Here is a 16,467-nt window from a genome sequence, read left to right as displayed (position 1 = left end):
AAATCAATTTAATAAGAAGATTATGTATCTATCAAAAAATTATAAATTTTTGCTCGGTTGCCTCTTTATGCTGTTCTTGAGCGTGGGTTGTAACGAGGATGATGATGTCGGCGTGCTTATCACCGATAACAGCGACAGAACGGTGGCGGAAGCCGCCGATAGAAGAACCGAACTTTCCAGTTTGATCGCGGCGCTTCGTGCGGCGGACGGAAACCTATACGATGTTTTGGGCGGTGCCGGACCTTTTACCCTTTTTGCTCCCAGTGACGCGGCATTTGCCGATTTGGCCGGAGCTTTGGGCTTTAGTGATGCCGGGGCCCTACTGGAGGGTGTTGATGGCGCTACATTGGCAACCATTCTTACCTATCACGTAGTTCCGGAAAGGGTTACTTCCGGTGCCTTGGAAGATGGTGGCGAATTGGCTACCGTACAGGGAGAAACGGTGCAGATCAGTTTGGCCGATGGCGTTAAAGTGCTGGATAAAACGGAGCGTCCCGAAACCTCGACTTCCGCCACGGTTACCGAGGCCGATGATCTTGCCTCCAATGGGGTGATCCATATTATAGATAAAGTGCTTTTGCCACAGTCCATAATCGACGCGTTGGCTATCGATACCCGACCTACCATTCTGCAACTTGCGGTTGCTTCCGAAGGATTGTCCATTTTGGAGGCCGCGGTGTTGAAGGCCGGTTTGGACGGTGCTTTGAGCGGTACGAATAACGATGAAGATAATAATGAGTTGGGTTATACCGTTTTTGCCCCTACGGATGATGCCTTTGTAGCACTTCTTGAGTCATTGGGTGACGATTACAATTCACTGGACGATTTTGACAACGATTTGGAAATGAGTTTGCTCAGTACCATACTTACTTACCATGTTCTCCCCGTACGTGTAGCGGCTGCCGGACTTGCCGCTGGAGATCAGGCTACATTGGCCGAGGTTGACTTGGGTATTGTAGCATCGGGTGCCTCTTTTGCACTGGATGACGCTTCCGATGACAATGCCAATATTACGGCCACGGATATCGATGGATCTAACGGTGTGGTACATACCATCGATAAGGTGTTATTGCCTCCTGCGGTGTTCGAATTTCTGGACCTGTTGGCCTCCGATGATTTGGCAGCGCTTGTAGGTGCTACCCCATCGCTGTCCATCCTGGAAGAGGCCTTGGTGAAAACGGAATTGGCAGCGTTGTTCGTAGACGATATGAACGAAAGTTTTGTTCAAGAAGACGGCGAATCGGATGAGGACTTTGCCGCCAGAAGGGTACCTGCAAATTTCACCTATTACAATACTGCTACCGTTTTTGCACCTAACAATGATGCGTTTGTAGCACTGCTCGATCTTTTGGGTGATGACTATAACTCTTTGGACGATTTTGACACCGATGAAGAAATTGATTTACTCAAAGATATCTTGCTGTACCATGTGGCGGGAGGAAGTGTATTGGCGGAAGATCTAAGTGCTGGGGATGTGATAGCTACCAGTAATGGTGGTGCGTTGGATATCATTCAAAGTTTGACGCTGGATGCACTTGTTATCGGAGATGCCTCCAATGACATAAATGCAGGCCTTTTACTTACCGACCTTACGGCCAAGAATGGCGTGGCGCATGTTGTCGATAAAGTATTGCTTCCACAGTCGGCCGTTGATTTTATTACTGCAATGGGCGAAGAGGAAGAATAATTTTAATTTGAAGTTAGTTTAATTGGAAAAGGCGACGACCACTGTGTTGTCGCCTTTTTTTATAGATGCTTTTTAAAAAAAAAGACCGCTTCGCTGAAAGAAAAAGGAACAAAGACCATAGACAAGTTCAAGTTCAAACATTGCCACTACATACTTTTTACACGTTACCGCTCTTGTCATTCCCTCTAGAAAAAAACACATTGTTAATTGCTAATTGCTAATTGCTAATCGGCCATTGTTAATTGTTAATTGAAAAAAGACCGCTTCGCTGAAAGAAAGTTCAAGCTCAAGTGTCAAGTGCAAGCTCAAAATTAGAAGAATTACCACTAATTACTTTTTACTTAACACTAGTTACTTCCTACTCATTGTTAATTGCTAATTGCTAATTGCTAATTGTTCATCGTTCATTGAAAAAAGACCGCTTCGCTGAAAGAAAAAGGAGAACAGAAAAAGGAGAACAGAAAAGGGATAAAACACAAGTTTAAAACAATACTTTTTACTAACCACTAACCACTAACCACTAACCACTAACCACTAACCACTAACCACTGACCACTGACCACTGACCACTGACCACTGACCACTACCAACCGTAAACGGCTACCGCGAACTGTTCACCCTACAACTCAAGACGGCAGTAAAGGCCTAGGTACCGCAAAAAAAATTATTGTGATATGGTGAAGGCTTTTGGGAAATCGTTGTTCTGGGTAGCTAAAAGGTAAGTTGCTCCGGTATTGCTTTGAATCGTTCGGATATTGTGGGACTGCCCTGGTACATAAAAGCCGGAGGTGGCACTGGGAATCACCTGAAATTCTTTTTCCGAACCTTTTAAAAACAGTCCCGTAAGGGCGTCCAATTTACCGTATAAGGTTTCGGCCGAAAAATCGTTCCCTACCAGTACCGCATCCGCAGTACCGTCATTATCAAAATCCCGAACGAGGATATCGTTGATCGGTGCGGACTGGCATGCTCCCGGTAACGAACTTAACTTAAAGCGGCCCCCACCCATATTTTCCAGATAGCTACTGGTAAAGATAAAGGCCTGCATGGTTTCCTTGTTAAGGTCCTTGATGCCGAGGAGTCCTTCAAAATCGACCTGTACAAAGTCTTCATAGGTACGATAGCGTTTTTTTAGGGGAACCAGCTGTGCGACAATATCATCGCGCGTGTGTACCGGTAATAACTGACGTCCTTTTTCCGTATCCATATACTGTCCAAGAATGGGGTCGGGACTGCCATTGTTATCATAATCACCATCGTATACGTACAGGGGGCGTTCCTGTTGGGGTCTTAAAAATCCGTTCATTCCCTGGTTGCCCAACAAAAAGTCGGTATCGCCGTCCTTATCAAAATCGATTGCGGAAATGCAGTTCCACCAGCCTTCGGTCCGAATATTGGATGCTTTGTCATCTACCACAGCGAGTGCCATGGTTTGGAGGGTACCCTTGTTGTTTTTGTAAGCCTGGATGGGCATCCACTCTCCGACGATGATCAAATCTTTCCAGCCATCATCATCAATATCCTCCCAAACGGCATCGGTAACCATACCAAGTGTAGGGAATACGCCAGGTTGTTCCTTAAAGATACCGTTTTCATTAAGCAACAGACGGCTTTTGGGTGCTTCGGGATAATGGCCGGGAAGTACCCTAGCACCAATGAAAAGGTCGATATCGCCGTCATGGTCCACATCGGTCCCTCGGACACATTGGTTGCTATCAAAATTTTTCGGCAGGCTTTCGGTCGTTCTTGTCAATATCCCTTTACCATCATTTAAATATAGCCGGTCTTGATACTTTTCCGACCCTTTTGGAAATTCTGTACTGCCGCTGGCAACATATAGATCGGGATCGCCATCACCATCCGCATCGAACCATAGCGCATCGGCATCCTCAAAATCGGTGTCCAAGCTCTGCGAAACTTCATAAACACCCGCTTTGTTCTGTTTCCAAACCTGCCCGGGTCTTCCCACGCTGCCGCCGATAAAAAGTTCGTCTCCCTTGTTCCCGTCGATGTCGGCTACCGCAAGGCAAGGTCCGCTTTGGGAGTGCTGCCGCATCAAAAGCCGCTGTTTGTTGTATTCGTTAAATTCATTCTCGGTATGCCGATATGGAATCAGACTATCTATAGGGTTGAATAGCAAGGTAGCGGCAATCGAAGGAGCGCTCCGTTTTTGCGCTTTGGTAATGGAGGTGGTGAGCGTTTGGTTCGCGGGTACGTTCCTTAGTACGGTGGCCAAACCATTTGGCCAGGTGACCTGCACGGAATCGATAATACTGTCCTTCACCCCAAAATGCGCTATGGGTTCCATAGAGGAAAGATATCCCCGGACTACGGATTGAAAATGATACTGCGGTGTCCCGTTGTTCCAAACGGTAATTTTGCTGCCCAGGGCGTCCGGGTTTTTGACCGTTCCCTCCAGTACGATTCTTAGAAAACGGTTGTCGGGGTCGTTAGAAGTGTTGTTTTCCAATACGAACGCGGGTTGGTTGATGTTGTTTACGATCAGGTCCAAATCTCCATCGGCATCCAGATCGGCATAGGCTACACCGTTGGAGTAGGAAGGTTTTTTTAAGGCCCAGTCGTTTGATACATCGGTAAAGTTCAGGGCACCGTCGTTTTCATAGATAAAGTTCGGTAGGTAAATGCTATCCAGATCTTTGGTAAATTGTATCTGCTTTTCTGTTCGCTCCTCCTTGGTGCCGAACATATTGTTTTTTGACGCATAGTTGATATAGTCCAGATCGGCAACATCCTTTACATAGCCATTAGAAATATAAAGATCCTTGTCGGCATCGTTATCAAGATCGATCATCAAAGGCGCCCAGCTCCAGTCCGTACTGGAAATCCCTTTCATAAAACCTACCTCACTAGTGCTCAACTGTTTTTCATGAAGTTTTCCATTGTTCAATTGAAGGGTATTGTGCACGTATTGCGAACTGTACCCGTTCCGCTGCGCCAAAAGGTATTTGTCATAGTTGGTCATGCCCAACATCTTTTTTTGTCGCTCGTATTCCTTGGGGAGCATGTCGACCACCATAATATCGGGCCTGGAATCGTTATTGATGTCCTGAAAGTCCATTCCCATGGCATTATAGGTCTCATGCCCTAAAAACTGCTTGCTGCGTTCCTCGAACCACGGACTTAGACTGTCGGGATGTCTTTTTTGGAGGTACAGGAGGTCTTCGGTAATAAAATCGTTCGCCACGTAAATGTCGATGAGCCCGTCCGAATTGAAGTCATTGATGCCGATCCCGAGCCCGAACCCTCCGTGCACAATGCCGGCCGCTTCCGATATGTTCGTAAATACAGGATGGTCCTTACCAGCTACCGCATCGTTCCGCAACAGCCAATCCTTTAAATGTGGTGGTATGTGTTGTTTGGGTATCGGATTGTTTTTATCGATTATGGAATTTCCGTTATGTAGGATATACACATCGAGGTCCCCATCGTTATCGTAATCAAAAAAAACGGCCTGTTGGGCATAATTGCCGTCATTAAGGCCATACGCCTCGGCCTGTTCGGTAAAGTGTGGAATTCCATTTGGTCCATTACCTTGGTTGATGAACAACAGATTTTCACAATTTCCGTCGCAGTTGGCACCACCGACATTTAGATAGATATCGTCACGGCCATCGGCGTTGATATCCACTATGGACACCCCTGTCACCCAACTATCCGTGTTAAAACCGGCCTTTTCCGAAATATCTTCGAACGTCATCTGACCCTTGTTCAAATAGACTCGTGAACTGACCTGATTTCCGGTAAGGACCACATCGGGTCTTCCGTCCTGATCAAAATCGCCGATACCCACACCGCCACCGTTGTAGCAATATTGAAAATGAACAACATTGATGCTGTCGTTTTCAACGATACGGTTGACAAAATCGATACCCGTTTTGTCGGCATCCAAATGAACGAACCGTTTGGAACGCGCTTCCTTACCGCAAGCGGCGACCATCATCAATACCAATAAACCCAGAAACTTCTTTAGCATGTATCTTCCGTTGTAGTAGAGAACTAAAATACTAAATTTGGAAAAGGCATGAGCGGTTAAAGGCCTTCATTTTATAGGAAGTACGACTTTAAATCAGGACCCGGTCAGGGGAGGTCATACCGATTTTAAGGTGGTTGTTACAATATGCGACATGGCATTCATATGGGACTGTGCCTTTGCGGTAAAATTAAAAAGACTCCGGCAACGGTCCAGGTTTTGCTCTTTATAAACTGTTTTGTAGTACAGGTCGTTATTAAGGTAATCGGTCAAAGCCCGGATGCCATGTAAAAAAGGCATCAAAAGGGCTCCGAAAGAGGCTGCTTTTAGTTCGTTATCGTTCAAAAATGGTCCGCTATGCGCCAAGCCCTTTGCGAAAGCCGCGACCATTTTTAGGTCCAAGGTAATGTTTCCATGATCTTGCCCGTCTTCCGGTGCGGGGTTCGCTAGCGTACGTACCGCATCGCCAAAATCATAGTGAAAATACCCTTTCATCAAAGTATCCAGATCGATCAAACAAAGTGCTTTTCCCGTCTTTTTGGAAAAAAGAATGTTGTTCAGTTTGGTGTCGTTGTGGCATATGCGATCGGGAAGTCCTTTTGGCAGCGCCCCGATCAAAGTTGTGGCGGTATCCTTGGCAAACGCAATGGCTTCCGTTGCATTTTTTAACCTTTCGGTCTTTGCCCCGCCCAAGGCCTTTTCAAATTGTTCGATTCTGGCGTCCAGTCGATGAAAATCGGGAATAGTGTCGGTAAATGCTTCCGGATCGGCCTGTCGCAGTCGACGGTGAAAGTTTGCGATTACTTTTCCGCACTCAAAAGCGATTTCCGGTTTCTGGGGGGTATCGAAGCTAATACTGTCCGGCACATAGCGCATTGCCCTCCAGTACCCCAGCCCGCTATGGAAAATAAAATGTTTATGAGCTGCAGTCTTTAAAAGTAGCGGTGGGGGATAGGAGCTATCCTTTAGAAAAGATAGCCCTCGTTCCATATTGTTCATAAGGCCCGATACGTTCGGGAAAACCGATGTGTTGATCCGTTGCAGTACATAGGCGTTCCCTTTTTCGCCCTGCGCCAGAAAGGTTTCGTTAATGAGACCGTTCGTTAGGGGCCGAAAGCGATAGTTTTGCTCGGGAACGTTGAATGCTTCCAACAGCGCCCTTAAGGTTTTTTCGGAATATGGCTTTAGGGCCATAAGGGTGAAACGTATTGGCCGGCATCCGTTTTTTGTTGCAGGCTTTCCACCGCGACTTCACGGTCACTCGCGTAGGTAACCCCGAACCACTGATCTTTGGTAGGTACTACCTTTACTTTTGCAAGCCCGTCCTTCAACATGGTCTGAATGGTTTTCGGAATGTAGAGTTCACTGGTCTTGATCAGATGATCGTCCTGTAAAAATGTACGGAACTCTTCTTCGATAACGTTAAAAATTGATGGCCTGCAGATCCAGAAATTCATACTGGCCAATTCGTCCCCGGTATATTCCAATCCGGAATCGGCGTCGACTACCTTATCGCCTTTTTGTTCCAATTTCAATCGTTCATCGACCGAAATCAAGGCATCGCCATCGGTTTTGCATACGCCTCGGGAAACCGATCCGTGTTCGGATAAGGTGTCCTTTAAGGTATATCCCACCAAGGCATAATGATCTTCCTGTGGATTTTCCTTGATAAAGGTTGCCGCATTGGCGTAGGCCGATTGTCCGTAGAAATCATCGGCATTGATCACACAAAAAGGATCGTTGATGACATTACGGGCGGTCCAAACGGCATGTGCGGTACCCCAAGGTTTTGGTCGTTCCCCGGTAAAGGTAACCCCTTCGGGAAGGTCGGTAAGTTCTTGGGCAAGAACGTCCAATCGTACCGATTCCGGAAGCCTCCCTGTCAAATGGTCCTTTAAAAAAACGACATTTTCCTTTTTGGTGATGACGACCACATGGTCGAACCCGTTTTTAATGGCATCGTACATGGCGAACTCCATAAGAAATTCCCCTTTTGGTCCAAGGTCGTCAAACTGTTTTAATTTTCCGTAGCGGCTTCCGCTTCCCGCGGCCATCAATAATAAGGTCATGTGTTTTATTTTTTATGTTGCAAAAATAGGTTTTTATGACAAAAAGGGACTAGGTGGGGAAATACATTCCAAGAAATGTGCTTGTAGGAACCGGCAATCGCTAAAATTTTTATATTTTGACCCTTCGTTTCCGAATAAACGCTATTTGGAAATCTAGTAAAGCGAAAGTAACGCCATTTCAAAGTTAAAATGGTGTAAGCTGTTAAAACGCAAACGGTGCCTAAGGGAATGGAATCGTATTCGGTTTACATTTGGGGAAATTTGCACGAATATATTTTGTTGAAGGTGTTTCCGTGAAGTGGAAGCACCAACAGTTTAATCGTTTAACTTATTAGAACAACAACCAATACATAAACATAGATTATGAAAGGACTGGACACGCTCGATTGGGTGGTTATCGCGTTTTACTTTTTAATTCTTTTGGGCGTCGCCTGGTGGGTGATCCGGCAAAAACAGAAAAATACGGAGGATTACTTTTTGGCCGGGCGCAACATGGGCTGGTTCATTGTCGGGGCCTCCATCTTTGCTTCCAATATCGGTTCGGAACATGTAGTGGGCCTTGCAGGAAATGGAGCGGGCGATAAAATGCCCTTGCTGATCTACGAGCTACATGCCTGGATCGTATTGATGTTGGGTTGGGTGTTTTTACCTTTTTATGCACGTAGTGGCGTGTTTACCATGCCGGAGTTCTTGGAAAAACGGTTCGATGCCCGTAGCCGTTGGGTATTGTCGGTCGTGTCGTTGATCGCCTATATACTCACCAAGGTCTCGGTTACCATTTATGCCGGTGGGGTAGTCGTGTCCGCATTGCTCGGAATTCCTTTCTGGATCGGTGCCGTGGCCACGGTGGTCCTTACCGGTCTTTACACCGTTTTGGGTGGAATGCGTGCCGTAGTATATACCGAAACCATTCAGGCCATAGTTCTGGTCATCGGTGCGGGGGTACTTACCGTAATGGGCTTGGATGCCGTTGGGGGATGGAGCGAGCTGAAAACCACCGTAGGTGTCGATTATTTTAATATGTGGCGTCCGAACAGTGATCCGGATTTTCCATGGTTGCCCTTGTTTTTGACCAGTACCATTGTCGGTATCTGGTATTGGTGTACCGATCAGGTAATCGTTCAAAGGGTATTGACCGCAAAGAACATAAAAGAAGGACGAAGGGGGAGTATTTTTGGGGCACTTTTAAAACTCATGCCTATTTTCTTGTTTCTGATACCAGGGGTTGTGGCCCTTGGATTGAAAATGCAGGGAAAACTCGATTGGGACAGTCCGGATGAGGCGTTTCCGGTACTCATGAGCAACCTTCTTCCCTCGGGATTGAGAGGTTTGGTGGCCGCTGGCCTTTTGGCCGCCTTAATGAGTTCGCTGGCTTCGGTATTCAATTCGTGCTCCACCTTGTTCACCTTGGACATTTACAAAAAGATAAAACCGGAAAAGCCCGAGGAAGAATTGGTGAAAACAGGCCGTATCGCTACTTTTTTTGTAGTAGGACTGGGACTTTTATGGATCCCCGTGATCACCCAACTCTCGGACGGATTATATGAATACCTGCAAAACGTTCAGGCGTATATTTCCCCGCCGATAACGGCCGTTTTTCTTCTTGGTATCTTCTATAAACGTATCAATGCCAACGGCGCTATTGCTACCTTGGTAGGCGGACTGATTATCGGATTTACAAAACTCACCCTGGAGATTATGAAATCCAGTTTCGCGGAGGGTAGTTTTATGTTCAATATTGCCGATATCAATTGGTTGGTCTTTGGGGCCTACTTTTTTGCCATTTGTGTGGCCATCGCCGTAACAGTAAGTATGTTTTATCCGAAGCCAACAGAGGCACAGCTTCAAGGGCTTACATTTGGTAGCGTTAGTGCTGAACAAAAGGAGAACAATAAGGCAAGCTATAATATCTGGGACATTGTCGCTTCGGCACTCGTAATCGCGGTGGTCTTGTATATCATGATTTCCTTTAGTACGCTGGCGCTTTAATGGACCGACCAATAGGTGCTTGCCCTAAATCCTTCTAGGCGTTTTTAGGGCGGCAACCGTTTTGGTCTAGATTAAGTCAAGAACCGGATATGTAGTATCTTTCAGGGAAACTAATGGCTCATGAACAACATTATTGTCCCCATCGATTTTTCAAGACAATCGGAATTTGCCTTAAAAGCTGCCGCATATCTGGGCAATAAACACAATGCTACCATTATAACGGTGCACATGTTGGAACTTTCCGATGCCGTCTTCTCGTCCACGGACAGCCAACAAGCCCAGCAGGCGGTATTTTTTTTAAAGGCTGCGGAAAAAAAGTTGAGCGGTTTTCTGGACAAGGATTATTTGGAAGGGATTTCGGTCACGGCCATTGTAAAGCCCTATAAGGTTTTTGTGGAGCTCAATAAAATTGCCGAGGAGTACGCATCGGACCTCATAGTGATGGGTTCTAACGGAAGTGATGGTCTGGAAGCCCTATTTATTGGCTCCAATGCCGAAAAAGTGGTGCGAAGTGCCGAAATACCAGTATTGGTAGTGAAAAAGGATTTTGAGGAATTTCTCATCGAACGGTTTGTTTTTGCCTGCGATTTTAAGGACGAAAGCCTATCTGCCTTTCAAAAAGCGTTGGCATTCGCCGAATTATTTTCGGTAGCCCCGTATTTGGTGTATATCAATACCCCGGGCGACACGTTCGGGAGTACGGCCGAGCTCCAAAACAGGATACAACATTTTTTACAGAAGGCCTGTACCCAGGTCGAAGTTGTCATTTATAACGATTACTCGGTCGAAAAGGGAATTTTGAATTATGGAAAATCCGTTGGTGCCGACCTTATCGGCATACCCACTCATGGGCGAACCGGGATCTCCCGTTTTTTTATGGGAAGTATAGGGGAGGACGTTGCGAACCAGGCCAAAATACCCGTCATTACCTTTAAAATTTAATGTTCCAAAAACCCTTCGGATTCTAGGTCAGTTGCATTTTTGTAGCATCCCAGGTAACCGGTCGCGCTTTAAAGTAGCTCTCGTTCGCCAATAAAGCGGCTCCCGCCGCACGCATTCCGAAAATTGGGTCCTGAATAACTTTTGAAGTACCCCTAATGGCCTCGAAAAAGTTGGTAAAATGTTCATAACGTGCGCCTTTGTAGTCTTTTTGCGCGTTCCAAGTAAGCGTTCCAGTTTTTAGGTCCGCGGTTCTTGCTTCCGCCATTTTCGCCGCATATTCCTCCCTTATCTTTTGTTGGGTAGCCTCGGTATAGGCGATCATGGAGTATTTGCCCGGGATCATGTTTAGTTTGGACCGTTCCAGCGTAAGGCTGTTTTGACCGATTTCCATGACCCCTTCCGTACCAACGAGTTTGAAACCGGAACCTCCTCCATTTCCGGCGACGAAATTAATACGAAATACGGCGTTAAAAGCGGCATGGGTATCCGTTTTTGGATAGTCGTACAAGGTAATGTTGACGTCGGGTACGTCCCGTCCGTCATCCCAGTAGCGGAGCCCTCCGGTCGCCATGGCCCTGTTGGGTCCGTGCGAACCTATCACATAGTTAAGGGTGGAAAAAGCGTGCACGAACAGGTCGCCGGCAACACCGGTACCATAATCCCTATAATTACGCCATCTAAAAAAGCGTTTTGGCTCATAGGGAACGGTGGGCGCTTTTCCCAAGAACGTATCGAAGTCAATGGTTTCCATACTGGCATCGGGAGGAATGGGGTATTGCCATGCCCCTTCGGAAGAGTAGCGGTCCGAGTACATATCGAGCATGACCAGTTCTCCAATGGCGCCCTCCTCATAAAGCTGTTTCGCTTTTTCGTTGCCCAAGGATGCCATTCCCTGACTACCGATCTGGCAGATACGGCCCGTGTTCCGTTGGGCTTCGATGATGTCCTTTCCTTCATCAAAACGTTGTACCATGGGTTTTTCACAGTAGACGGCTTTTCCGGCACGCAGCGCATCGACCGTTATTTTCATATGCCAATGATCTGGTGTGGCAACGATTACGGCATCGATATTTTTTTGTGCCAGCAGTTCCCGGTAGTCCCTTGTCAATAAAAGATCGTTGCCCCACAGTTCTTTTGCCCTGTCGAGCCTACCGTTGTAAAGGTCACAAACGGCCACAAGGGTTACCCCCGGAACCTGCAGGGCCGAACTGGTGTCATGTATGCCTTGAATGCCTGCTCCTATGAGCCCTATTTGAATCTGGTCGTTGGCCTCAAAGGATTCGTTCCGGTAATCTCTTTTGAGCAACCTTGTTTCGTGATAAGGGGCGCCAAAAACATAGGGAGCGCTGGAAAGCGCAGCAGATCCCAAGGTGGCTTTTTTAAGGAACGTCCTTCTAGAAGCTTTCTTTTTCATGGTTTGGGTTTTTAAAGCTATTTAATGTACGCTTTTTCGAGGGGTTGCGCAAGCGGACGGTGGTTGCTGCTTTTGGTAATGGAACGCTGGGGAAAAGGCTAAGGAATGGGTTGGTGGTACAAGGGTTTTTTCAGTAAATGCATCGTTGAGGTGTTGGGGTCAAAGGCCCATGCCTAGCAATGGTACCAACTGGTAGGACATTGTGGTCAATTGGTTTTTAAGAAAAAGAGCCGCTGTTTTTGTTATCGGCCTTAGGGCAGTTTTGCCGTTTCATTCTGAATCCAGAACCTATCGGTTTCCGGAATATTTTTTTGCTTGCCTACTGCAAGGGGATCGAACCCTTTTTTGGCGAGCAGGTACCAGGCCGTTGACGAGAGTGCCGGGGTAAAATCTGCGTGGTCCCATAGCATTTCGGATCCGTAAGTGCTGCCAAGGTTGGTCGCGTATGGGATGCCTTGGGCATCCTGCATCGCGGTAGCTTGGATAAAGGTCCTTTCAAGGGAGCTCAACAGTTCCGAAGCTTTTCCCATATCGCCTATCCGGTCAAAGGCCATCGCCATTTGTGCGGTCCCCTCCAGCCAAACCACATCCTTATCGACATCAAAACAGTAGCCGGTGATCGGTTCGCCGTTCGTGGTATTGGTCTTTGTAGTCAAGTACCAATCGTCCGCCAGATACAACTGGGATTTTGGGAATTCTTCAAAAATACCCTGTCCGAGCGGATGAAGGTCCAGCGCATGCAGGTATGCGGGATTTTCCGGCCATGCCGTAAGGGTGCGCGAAACGTTGTCCCAGCGGTTTTCTTCTAAAAAAAGTAAAATGCCTTTATGAAAATTGTCATAGCCCGGTACTGCGTTAAAGGCAGTGATGATGCCTTCGGTAACCTTGTGTATTTCGTTACCGTTGGCTTCGGTTCCGCCCATGAGTCCCCCATCGACATCCTGTAAACTTCGGATCCAGCGTTCCAATGCCGTGGACAGTTTTTGGTACCGTTCGGTTCCCGTGGTATTGTGGTAGTTGTTCAAGGCAATAAGCAACCAGGCGTTATCGCCCAGCCAACGGCGTTCCCCTTCCATGCCTTCGGTGTTCCTGAATTGAAAAAAACCGCCGGTTTCCTGTTGTAGTTCGTCCTCGATATGGCTTTCAAAGTAATCAAAAATACGCTCTGCGGAGGTAAAGTCCCCATGTCCGATATACACCAAGGCCGCGAGGGCATTATCGTAAAGGGATACAAAATCGGTGTCCGAGGCGCTTTCTAGCAAACCGTTCGGTAATTGCATTTGGCTTACCCATTGGTAGGTCATAAGGGCATCGGTCGGTTCGGAGGTTTCGTCCACAGGTACGGGAAGGTTCGCGCTTTCTACGATATCCATTGGCGGCAGACTTTCCTCATCAGGTTCGTCCAAGGTACATGAGGATACCCCTATTAAAAGAACCATTGCCGATAAGTATTTTCCGAACCTCATTTTGTAGGTTATCGATTACGTGATAAGCGATTACAAAATTAGGAGAATGTAAGGGGCGTTGGAAAAATATACGCTTCGCTACCCATAAGTTCGACAAACGTTTACGCTTGAACGCATGGTCGTTTTAAATGGTCGTTCATCGCTAGGACATACTTATTTTTGCAAGGGATGCGCCGATGGCTTATAGAAATATGGACTGAATTTCGTTTATAACCAGATTCAAAAAAGCATTTCGTTCCCTAAAATCAGCGTAATCAAAATAGCTTTACTATATTTGTGCCGTTGTGTTGTAACCCGAAACGGAACACGTTGCGGGCCAATGAAAGGCTTTCCAAATCGGAAGGCTTTTTTTGTTTTCTAAAGTATCTTGTCTAGTCCCAAGGTGTCCGTATTACAAGCGGAACGCTAGAAATATAGGTATATAATACCATTTTAACTTTGAAATGGTACGTATAGAAATTGAATTGTTTTTTAGGTATTCAAGGCGAAAAATCTAAGCATAGCCGTAGCTACGGTTATTTTTTTTAACGAAGAATAACTGAAAAAGAAACCATTTATTAGTGCTATTTCAAAGTTAAAATGGTATAAGCCTTGTGCTTTCAAGCACTGTCCAATAATTGACCTTTATCAGTTTTTTGACTTTTCTTCAATTCTGTTTGTTCTTGGTCTCCGTGGGTAAGGTCGTCGTTTTTTGGTGCGGCTTCCTGCGTGATGTCGGTGATGATTTTTTTGATTTTTCGGGAATCCTGTAGGCGTTCCCACTCCTCCGCGGCCTTTTTGGCCTTGGCGCTGGTGCTGAGTTCTTTCATTTTCAATTTGGTTTGGCCAATAACAAAAGGTGTTCAACACTTTTATTATTGTGGTTAGTATGCACAAACGGATTAATTGGTAATTTATACCGAACGATACGGTAATAGAAGGCAAGGTAAACAACATAAGATAATCGGTACGATATTTTCGCCCAGTTGTCAAAGCTACCGATGAAAGGCATATTTTAAGCTACGTATGTAGGGCGTTGTAGGAACGATGTCAGCTTTCCTTGCGAAAAAAATTGTCGTAATTTTAGGAAGTATTTAAAGCTGAATTTTTATGCCGTTATATCACAAACTGGGTAGCATACCTTCCAAAAGACATACGATTTTTAAAAAGGAGGACGGTACCCTGCACTATGAGCAATTGTTCGGGACCATAGGTTTCGATGGCATGTCGTCGTTGATGTATCATTTACATCGCCCGACACAGGTAAAGGCGGTCGGGGAAACCTTGGATATTGCTCCAAAGGCTGCGGTGACCCACAATATTAAATCGCGGTTGCTGAGAGGTTTGGACATACGCCCGGAAGATGATTTTTTGGATAGTAGGAAAACGGTACTCTTCAATTCGGACGTACATGTAGGTTTGGCGGCTCCACGGCAATCGATGACCGATTACTTTTATAAGAATACGGATGCCGATGAACTGCTTTTTATCCACCAAGGAACGGGTACCCTCAAAACCATGTTGGGTGAGATTCCGTTCGAATATGGCGATTACCTCCTTATTCCGAGGGGCATGATCTATCAGATGGAATTCGATACCGAGGATAACCGTTTGTTACTGACCGAAAGCTACCACCCGATATATACGCCAAAGCGCTATCGGAATTGGTTCGGACAACATTTGGAGCACTCCCCATTCTGCGAGCGGGATTTCAAATTGCCTCAAAATTTACAAACGCACGATGCGCGAGGATCATTTACCATAAAGGTGAAAAAACAGGGGCAGCTGCACCATTTGGAGTACGCAACCCATCCGTTCGATGTGGTAGGCTGGGACGGTTATAATTTTCCTTATGGTTTTTCCATACATAATTTTGAACCGATTACCGGTCGGGTGCACCAGCCACCACCGGTGCATCAAACGTTTGAGACGAGTGCCTTTGTGGTCTGTTCTTTCTGTCCGCGTTTGTATGATTACCACCCCCAGGCCATTCCGGCTCCGTATAACCATTCGAACATCGATTCGGACGAGGTGTTGTATTATGTCGATGGGGATTTTATGAGCCGTAAGGGAATCGATAAGGGGTACATTTCATTACATCCCGCGGGAATACCGCACGGACCACATCCGGGGACCTATGAAGCCAGTATCGGGAAGTCGAAAACGGAGGAGTTGGCGGTAATGGTCGATACCTTTAAGCCCCTGCAGCTTACGCAAACCGCCCTTGATATCGATGATGGAAGGTATTACAAGAGTTGGTTGGAGTAGGCCGTTCCAAGGGAAGTTGCAAAAGGAATCTTGGAAGGATAGAACAGAATGTGATGAAAAAGAAGTGAAATTTCGGGCGAGATAGCGAAAAAAATAAAGTTTAAAATGGTATTTGATATTATAAGGAATCGGCGTTCGGTATTTCCGGCGCAGTACAACGATAAGGCAGTTACCAAGGCCGATATTGAAAAAATTTTGGAAGCGGCCAATTGGGCCCCTACACATAAGAAAACCGAACCATGGCGTTTTAAGGTGTTGCATGGGCCTTCCCAAGCACGGTTGGGGCAGTTTTTATCCAACAAATACCAGGAAGTTGAAGCGCGTCCAAAACAGATCAAGATTCGAAAGTTACTGGAAAACCCCGTGAAGGCCGGCGCTGTTATTGCGATTTGTATGCAGCGCGACCCAAAGGAAAGCCTTCCGGAATGGGAAGAGGTGGCCGCGGTTTCGATGGCAGTACAGAACATGTGGCTTTGTTGCACCCAAATGGGAATAGGGGCGTATTGGAGCTCACCGGGGCTTATAAGGTATATGGACGAGTTCTTCCAACTTGACCAAGCCGAACGTTGTTTGGGTTTCTTTTATATGGGCCATTATGATGGCGACCTTCCCGATGTTATCAGAGGAGCTATCGAACATAAAGTCGATTGGATCGAATAGCG

General features: G+C 46.4%; 11 protein-coding genes. 5 read left to right on the top strand and 6 right to left on the bottom strand.

Annotated features, from left to right (window positions below):
* The first annotated feature begins 22 nt into the window (after positions 1-22).
* Complete coding sequence (locus ACRD7P_RS13600) at positions 23-1,687, top strand: fasciclin domain-containing protein (protein WP_430908180.1); 1,665 nt, start codon at positions 23-25, stop codon at positions 1,685-1,687.
* A 664-nt stretch (positions 1,688-2,351) separates the two neighbouring features.
* Here ACRD7P_RS13600 and ACRD7P_RS13595 read toward each other — a convergent pair.
* The 3 genes from ACRD7P_RS13595 to ACRD7P_RS13585 all read right to left on the bottom strand — a co-directional run bounded on the left by ACRD7P_RS13595 (position 2,352) and on the right by ACRD7P_RS13585 (position 7,747).
* The gene (locus tag ACRD7P_RS13595; protein WP_430908179.1) at positions 2,352-5,681 is read right to left on the bottom strand and encodes a VCBS repeat-containing protein; all 3,330 of its coding nucleotides are present in this window, start codon (positions 5,679-5,681) and stop codon (positions 2,352-2,354) included.
* 114 nt (positions 5,682-5,795) lie between these two features.
* On the bottom strand, positions 5,796-6,872 hold the full coding sequence (locus ACRD7P_RS13590; RefSeq protein ID WP_430908178.1) for a phosphotransferase enzyme family protein: 1,077 nt from the start codon (positions 6,870-6,872) through the stop codon (positions 5,796-5,798).
* Positions 6,863-7,747, bottom strand: coding sequence for a nucleotidyltransferase family protein (locus ACRD7P_RS13585; RefSeq protein ID WP_430908177.1), 885 nt, complete (start codon positions 7,745-7,747; stop codon positions 6,863-6,865). The genes ACRD7P_RS13590 and ACRD7P_RS13585 overlap by 10 nt, the downstream gene beginning before the upstream one ends.
* 363 nt (positions 7,748-8,110) lie before the next feature.
* On the opposite strand from ACRD7P_RS13585, the gene ACRD7P_RS13580 reads away from it, so the two are divergent.
* Positions 8,111-9,736, top strand: coding sequence for a sodium:solute symporter (locus ACRD7P_RS13580; RefSeq protein ID WP_430908176.1), 1,626 nt, complete (start codon positions 8,111-8,113; stop codon positions 9,734-9,736).
* Positions 9,737-9,856: 120 nt separating this feature from the next.
* Entirely contained in the window at positions 9,857-10,678 is an 822-nt protein-coding gene (locus ACRD7P_RS13575) for a universal stress protein (RefSeq protein ID WP_430908175.1), read from the top strand.
* A gap of 22 nt (positions 10,679-10,700) precedes the next feature.
* On the opposite strand, the gene ACRD7P_RS13570 is transcribed toward ACRD7P_RS13575, so the two are convergent.
* The 3 genes from ACRD7P_RS13570 to ACRD7P_RS13560 all read right to left on the bottom strand — a co-directional run bounded on the left by ACRD7P_RS13570 (position 10,701) and on the right by ACRD7P_RS13560 (position 14,367).
* A complete protein-coding gene (locus ACRD7P_RS13570; RefSeq protein WP_430908174.1) occupies positions 10,701-12,092 on the bottom strand; it encodes a Gfo/Idh/MocA family protein in 1,392 nt (463 codons plus the stop codon).
* Positions 12,093-12,343: 251 nt separating this feature from the next.
* On the bottom strand, positions 12,344-13,558 hold the full coding sequence (locus ACRD7P_RS13565) for a hypothetical protein (RefSeq protein WP_430908173.1): 1,215 nt from the start codon (positions 13,556-13,558) through the stop codon (positions 12,344-12,346).
* Between the two features lie 599 nt (positions 13,559-14,157).
* Entirely contained in the window at positions 14,158-14,367 is a 210-nt protein-coding gene (locus ACRD7P_RS13560; protein WP_430908172.1) for a hypothetical protein, read from the bottom strand.
* A gap of 280 nt (positions 14,368-14,647) precedes the next feature.
* Between ACRD7P_RS13560 and ACRD7P_RS13555 the strand changes: the two genes are divergently transcribed.
* Complete coding sequence (locus tag ACRD7P_RS13555; protein WP_430908171.1) at positions 14,648-15,805, top strand: homogentisate 1,2-dioxygenase; 1,158 nt, start codon at positions 14,648-14,650, stop codon at positions 15,803-15,805.
* 105 nt (positions 15,806-15,910) lie between these two features.
* Positions 15,911-16,465, top strand: coding sequence for a nitroreductase family protein (locus ACRD7P_RS13550; RefSeq protein WP_430908170.1), 555 nt, complete (start codon positions 15,911-15,913; stop codon positions 16,463-16,465).
* Positions 16,466-16,467: the final 2 nt, after the last annotated feature.

The sequence above is a fragment of the Maribacter sp. 2-571 genome, from assembly GCF_050589625.1.
In the GTDB taxonomy this organism is placed as follows: domain Bacteria; phylum Bacteroidota; class Bacteroidia; order Flavobacteriales; family Flavobacteriaceae; genus Pelagihabitans.
Note: the sequence above shows the minus strand (reverse complement) of the source record. Positions and strands in the feature narration are given on the sequence as shown.

Excerpts from the sequence above, each read along its gene's own strand:
- ACRD7P_RS13600 (WP_430908180.1), top strand. The coding sequence starts at position 23 with ATGTATCTATCAAAAAATTATAAATTTTTGCTCGGTTGCCTCTTTATG.
- ACRD7P_RS13595 (WP_430908179.1), bottom strand. The coding sequence starts at position 5,681 with ATGCTAAAGAAGTTTCTGGGTTTATTGGTATTGATGATGGTCGCCGCT.
- ACRD7P_RS13590 (WP_430908178.1), bottom strand. The coding sequence starts at position 6,872 with ATGGCCCTAAAGCCATATTCCGAAAAAACCTTAAGGGCGCTGTTGGAA.
- ACRD7P_RS13585 (WP_430908177.1), bottom strand. The coding sequence starts at position 7,747 with ATGACCTTATTATTGATGGCCGCGGGAAGCGGAAGCCGCTACGGAAAA.
- ACRD7P_RS13580 (WP_430908176.1), top strand. The coding sequence starts at position 8,111 with ATGAAAGGACTGGACACGCTCGATTGGGTGGTTATCGCGTTTTACTTT.
- ACRD7P_RS13575 (WP_430908175.1), top strand. The coding sequence starts at position 9,857 with ATGAACAACATTATTGTCCCCATCGATTTTTCAAGACAATCGGAATTT.
- ACRD7P_RS13570 (WP_430908174.1), bottom strand. The coding sequence starts at position 12,092 with ATGAAAAAGAAAGCTTCTAGAAGGACGTTCCTTAAAAAAGCCACCTTG.
- ACRD7P_RS13565 (WP_430908173.1), bottom strand. The coding sequence starts at position 13,558 with ATGAGGTTCGGAAAATACTTATCGGCAATGGTTCTTTTAATAGGGGTA.
- ACRD7P_RS13560 (WP_430908172.1), bottom strand. The coding sequence starts at position 14,367 with ATGAAAGAACTCAGCACCAGCGCCAAGGCCAAAAAGGCCGCGGAGGAG.
- ACRD7P_RS13555 (WP_430908171.1), top strand. The coding sequence starts at position 14,648 with ATGCCGTTATATCACAAACTGGGTAGCATACCTTCCAAAAGACATACG.
- ACRD7P_RS13550 (WP_430908170.1), top strand. The coding sequence starts at position 15,911 with ATGGTATTTGATATTATAAGGAATCGGCGTTCGGTATTTCCGGCGCAG.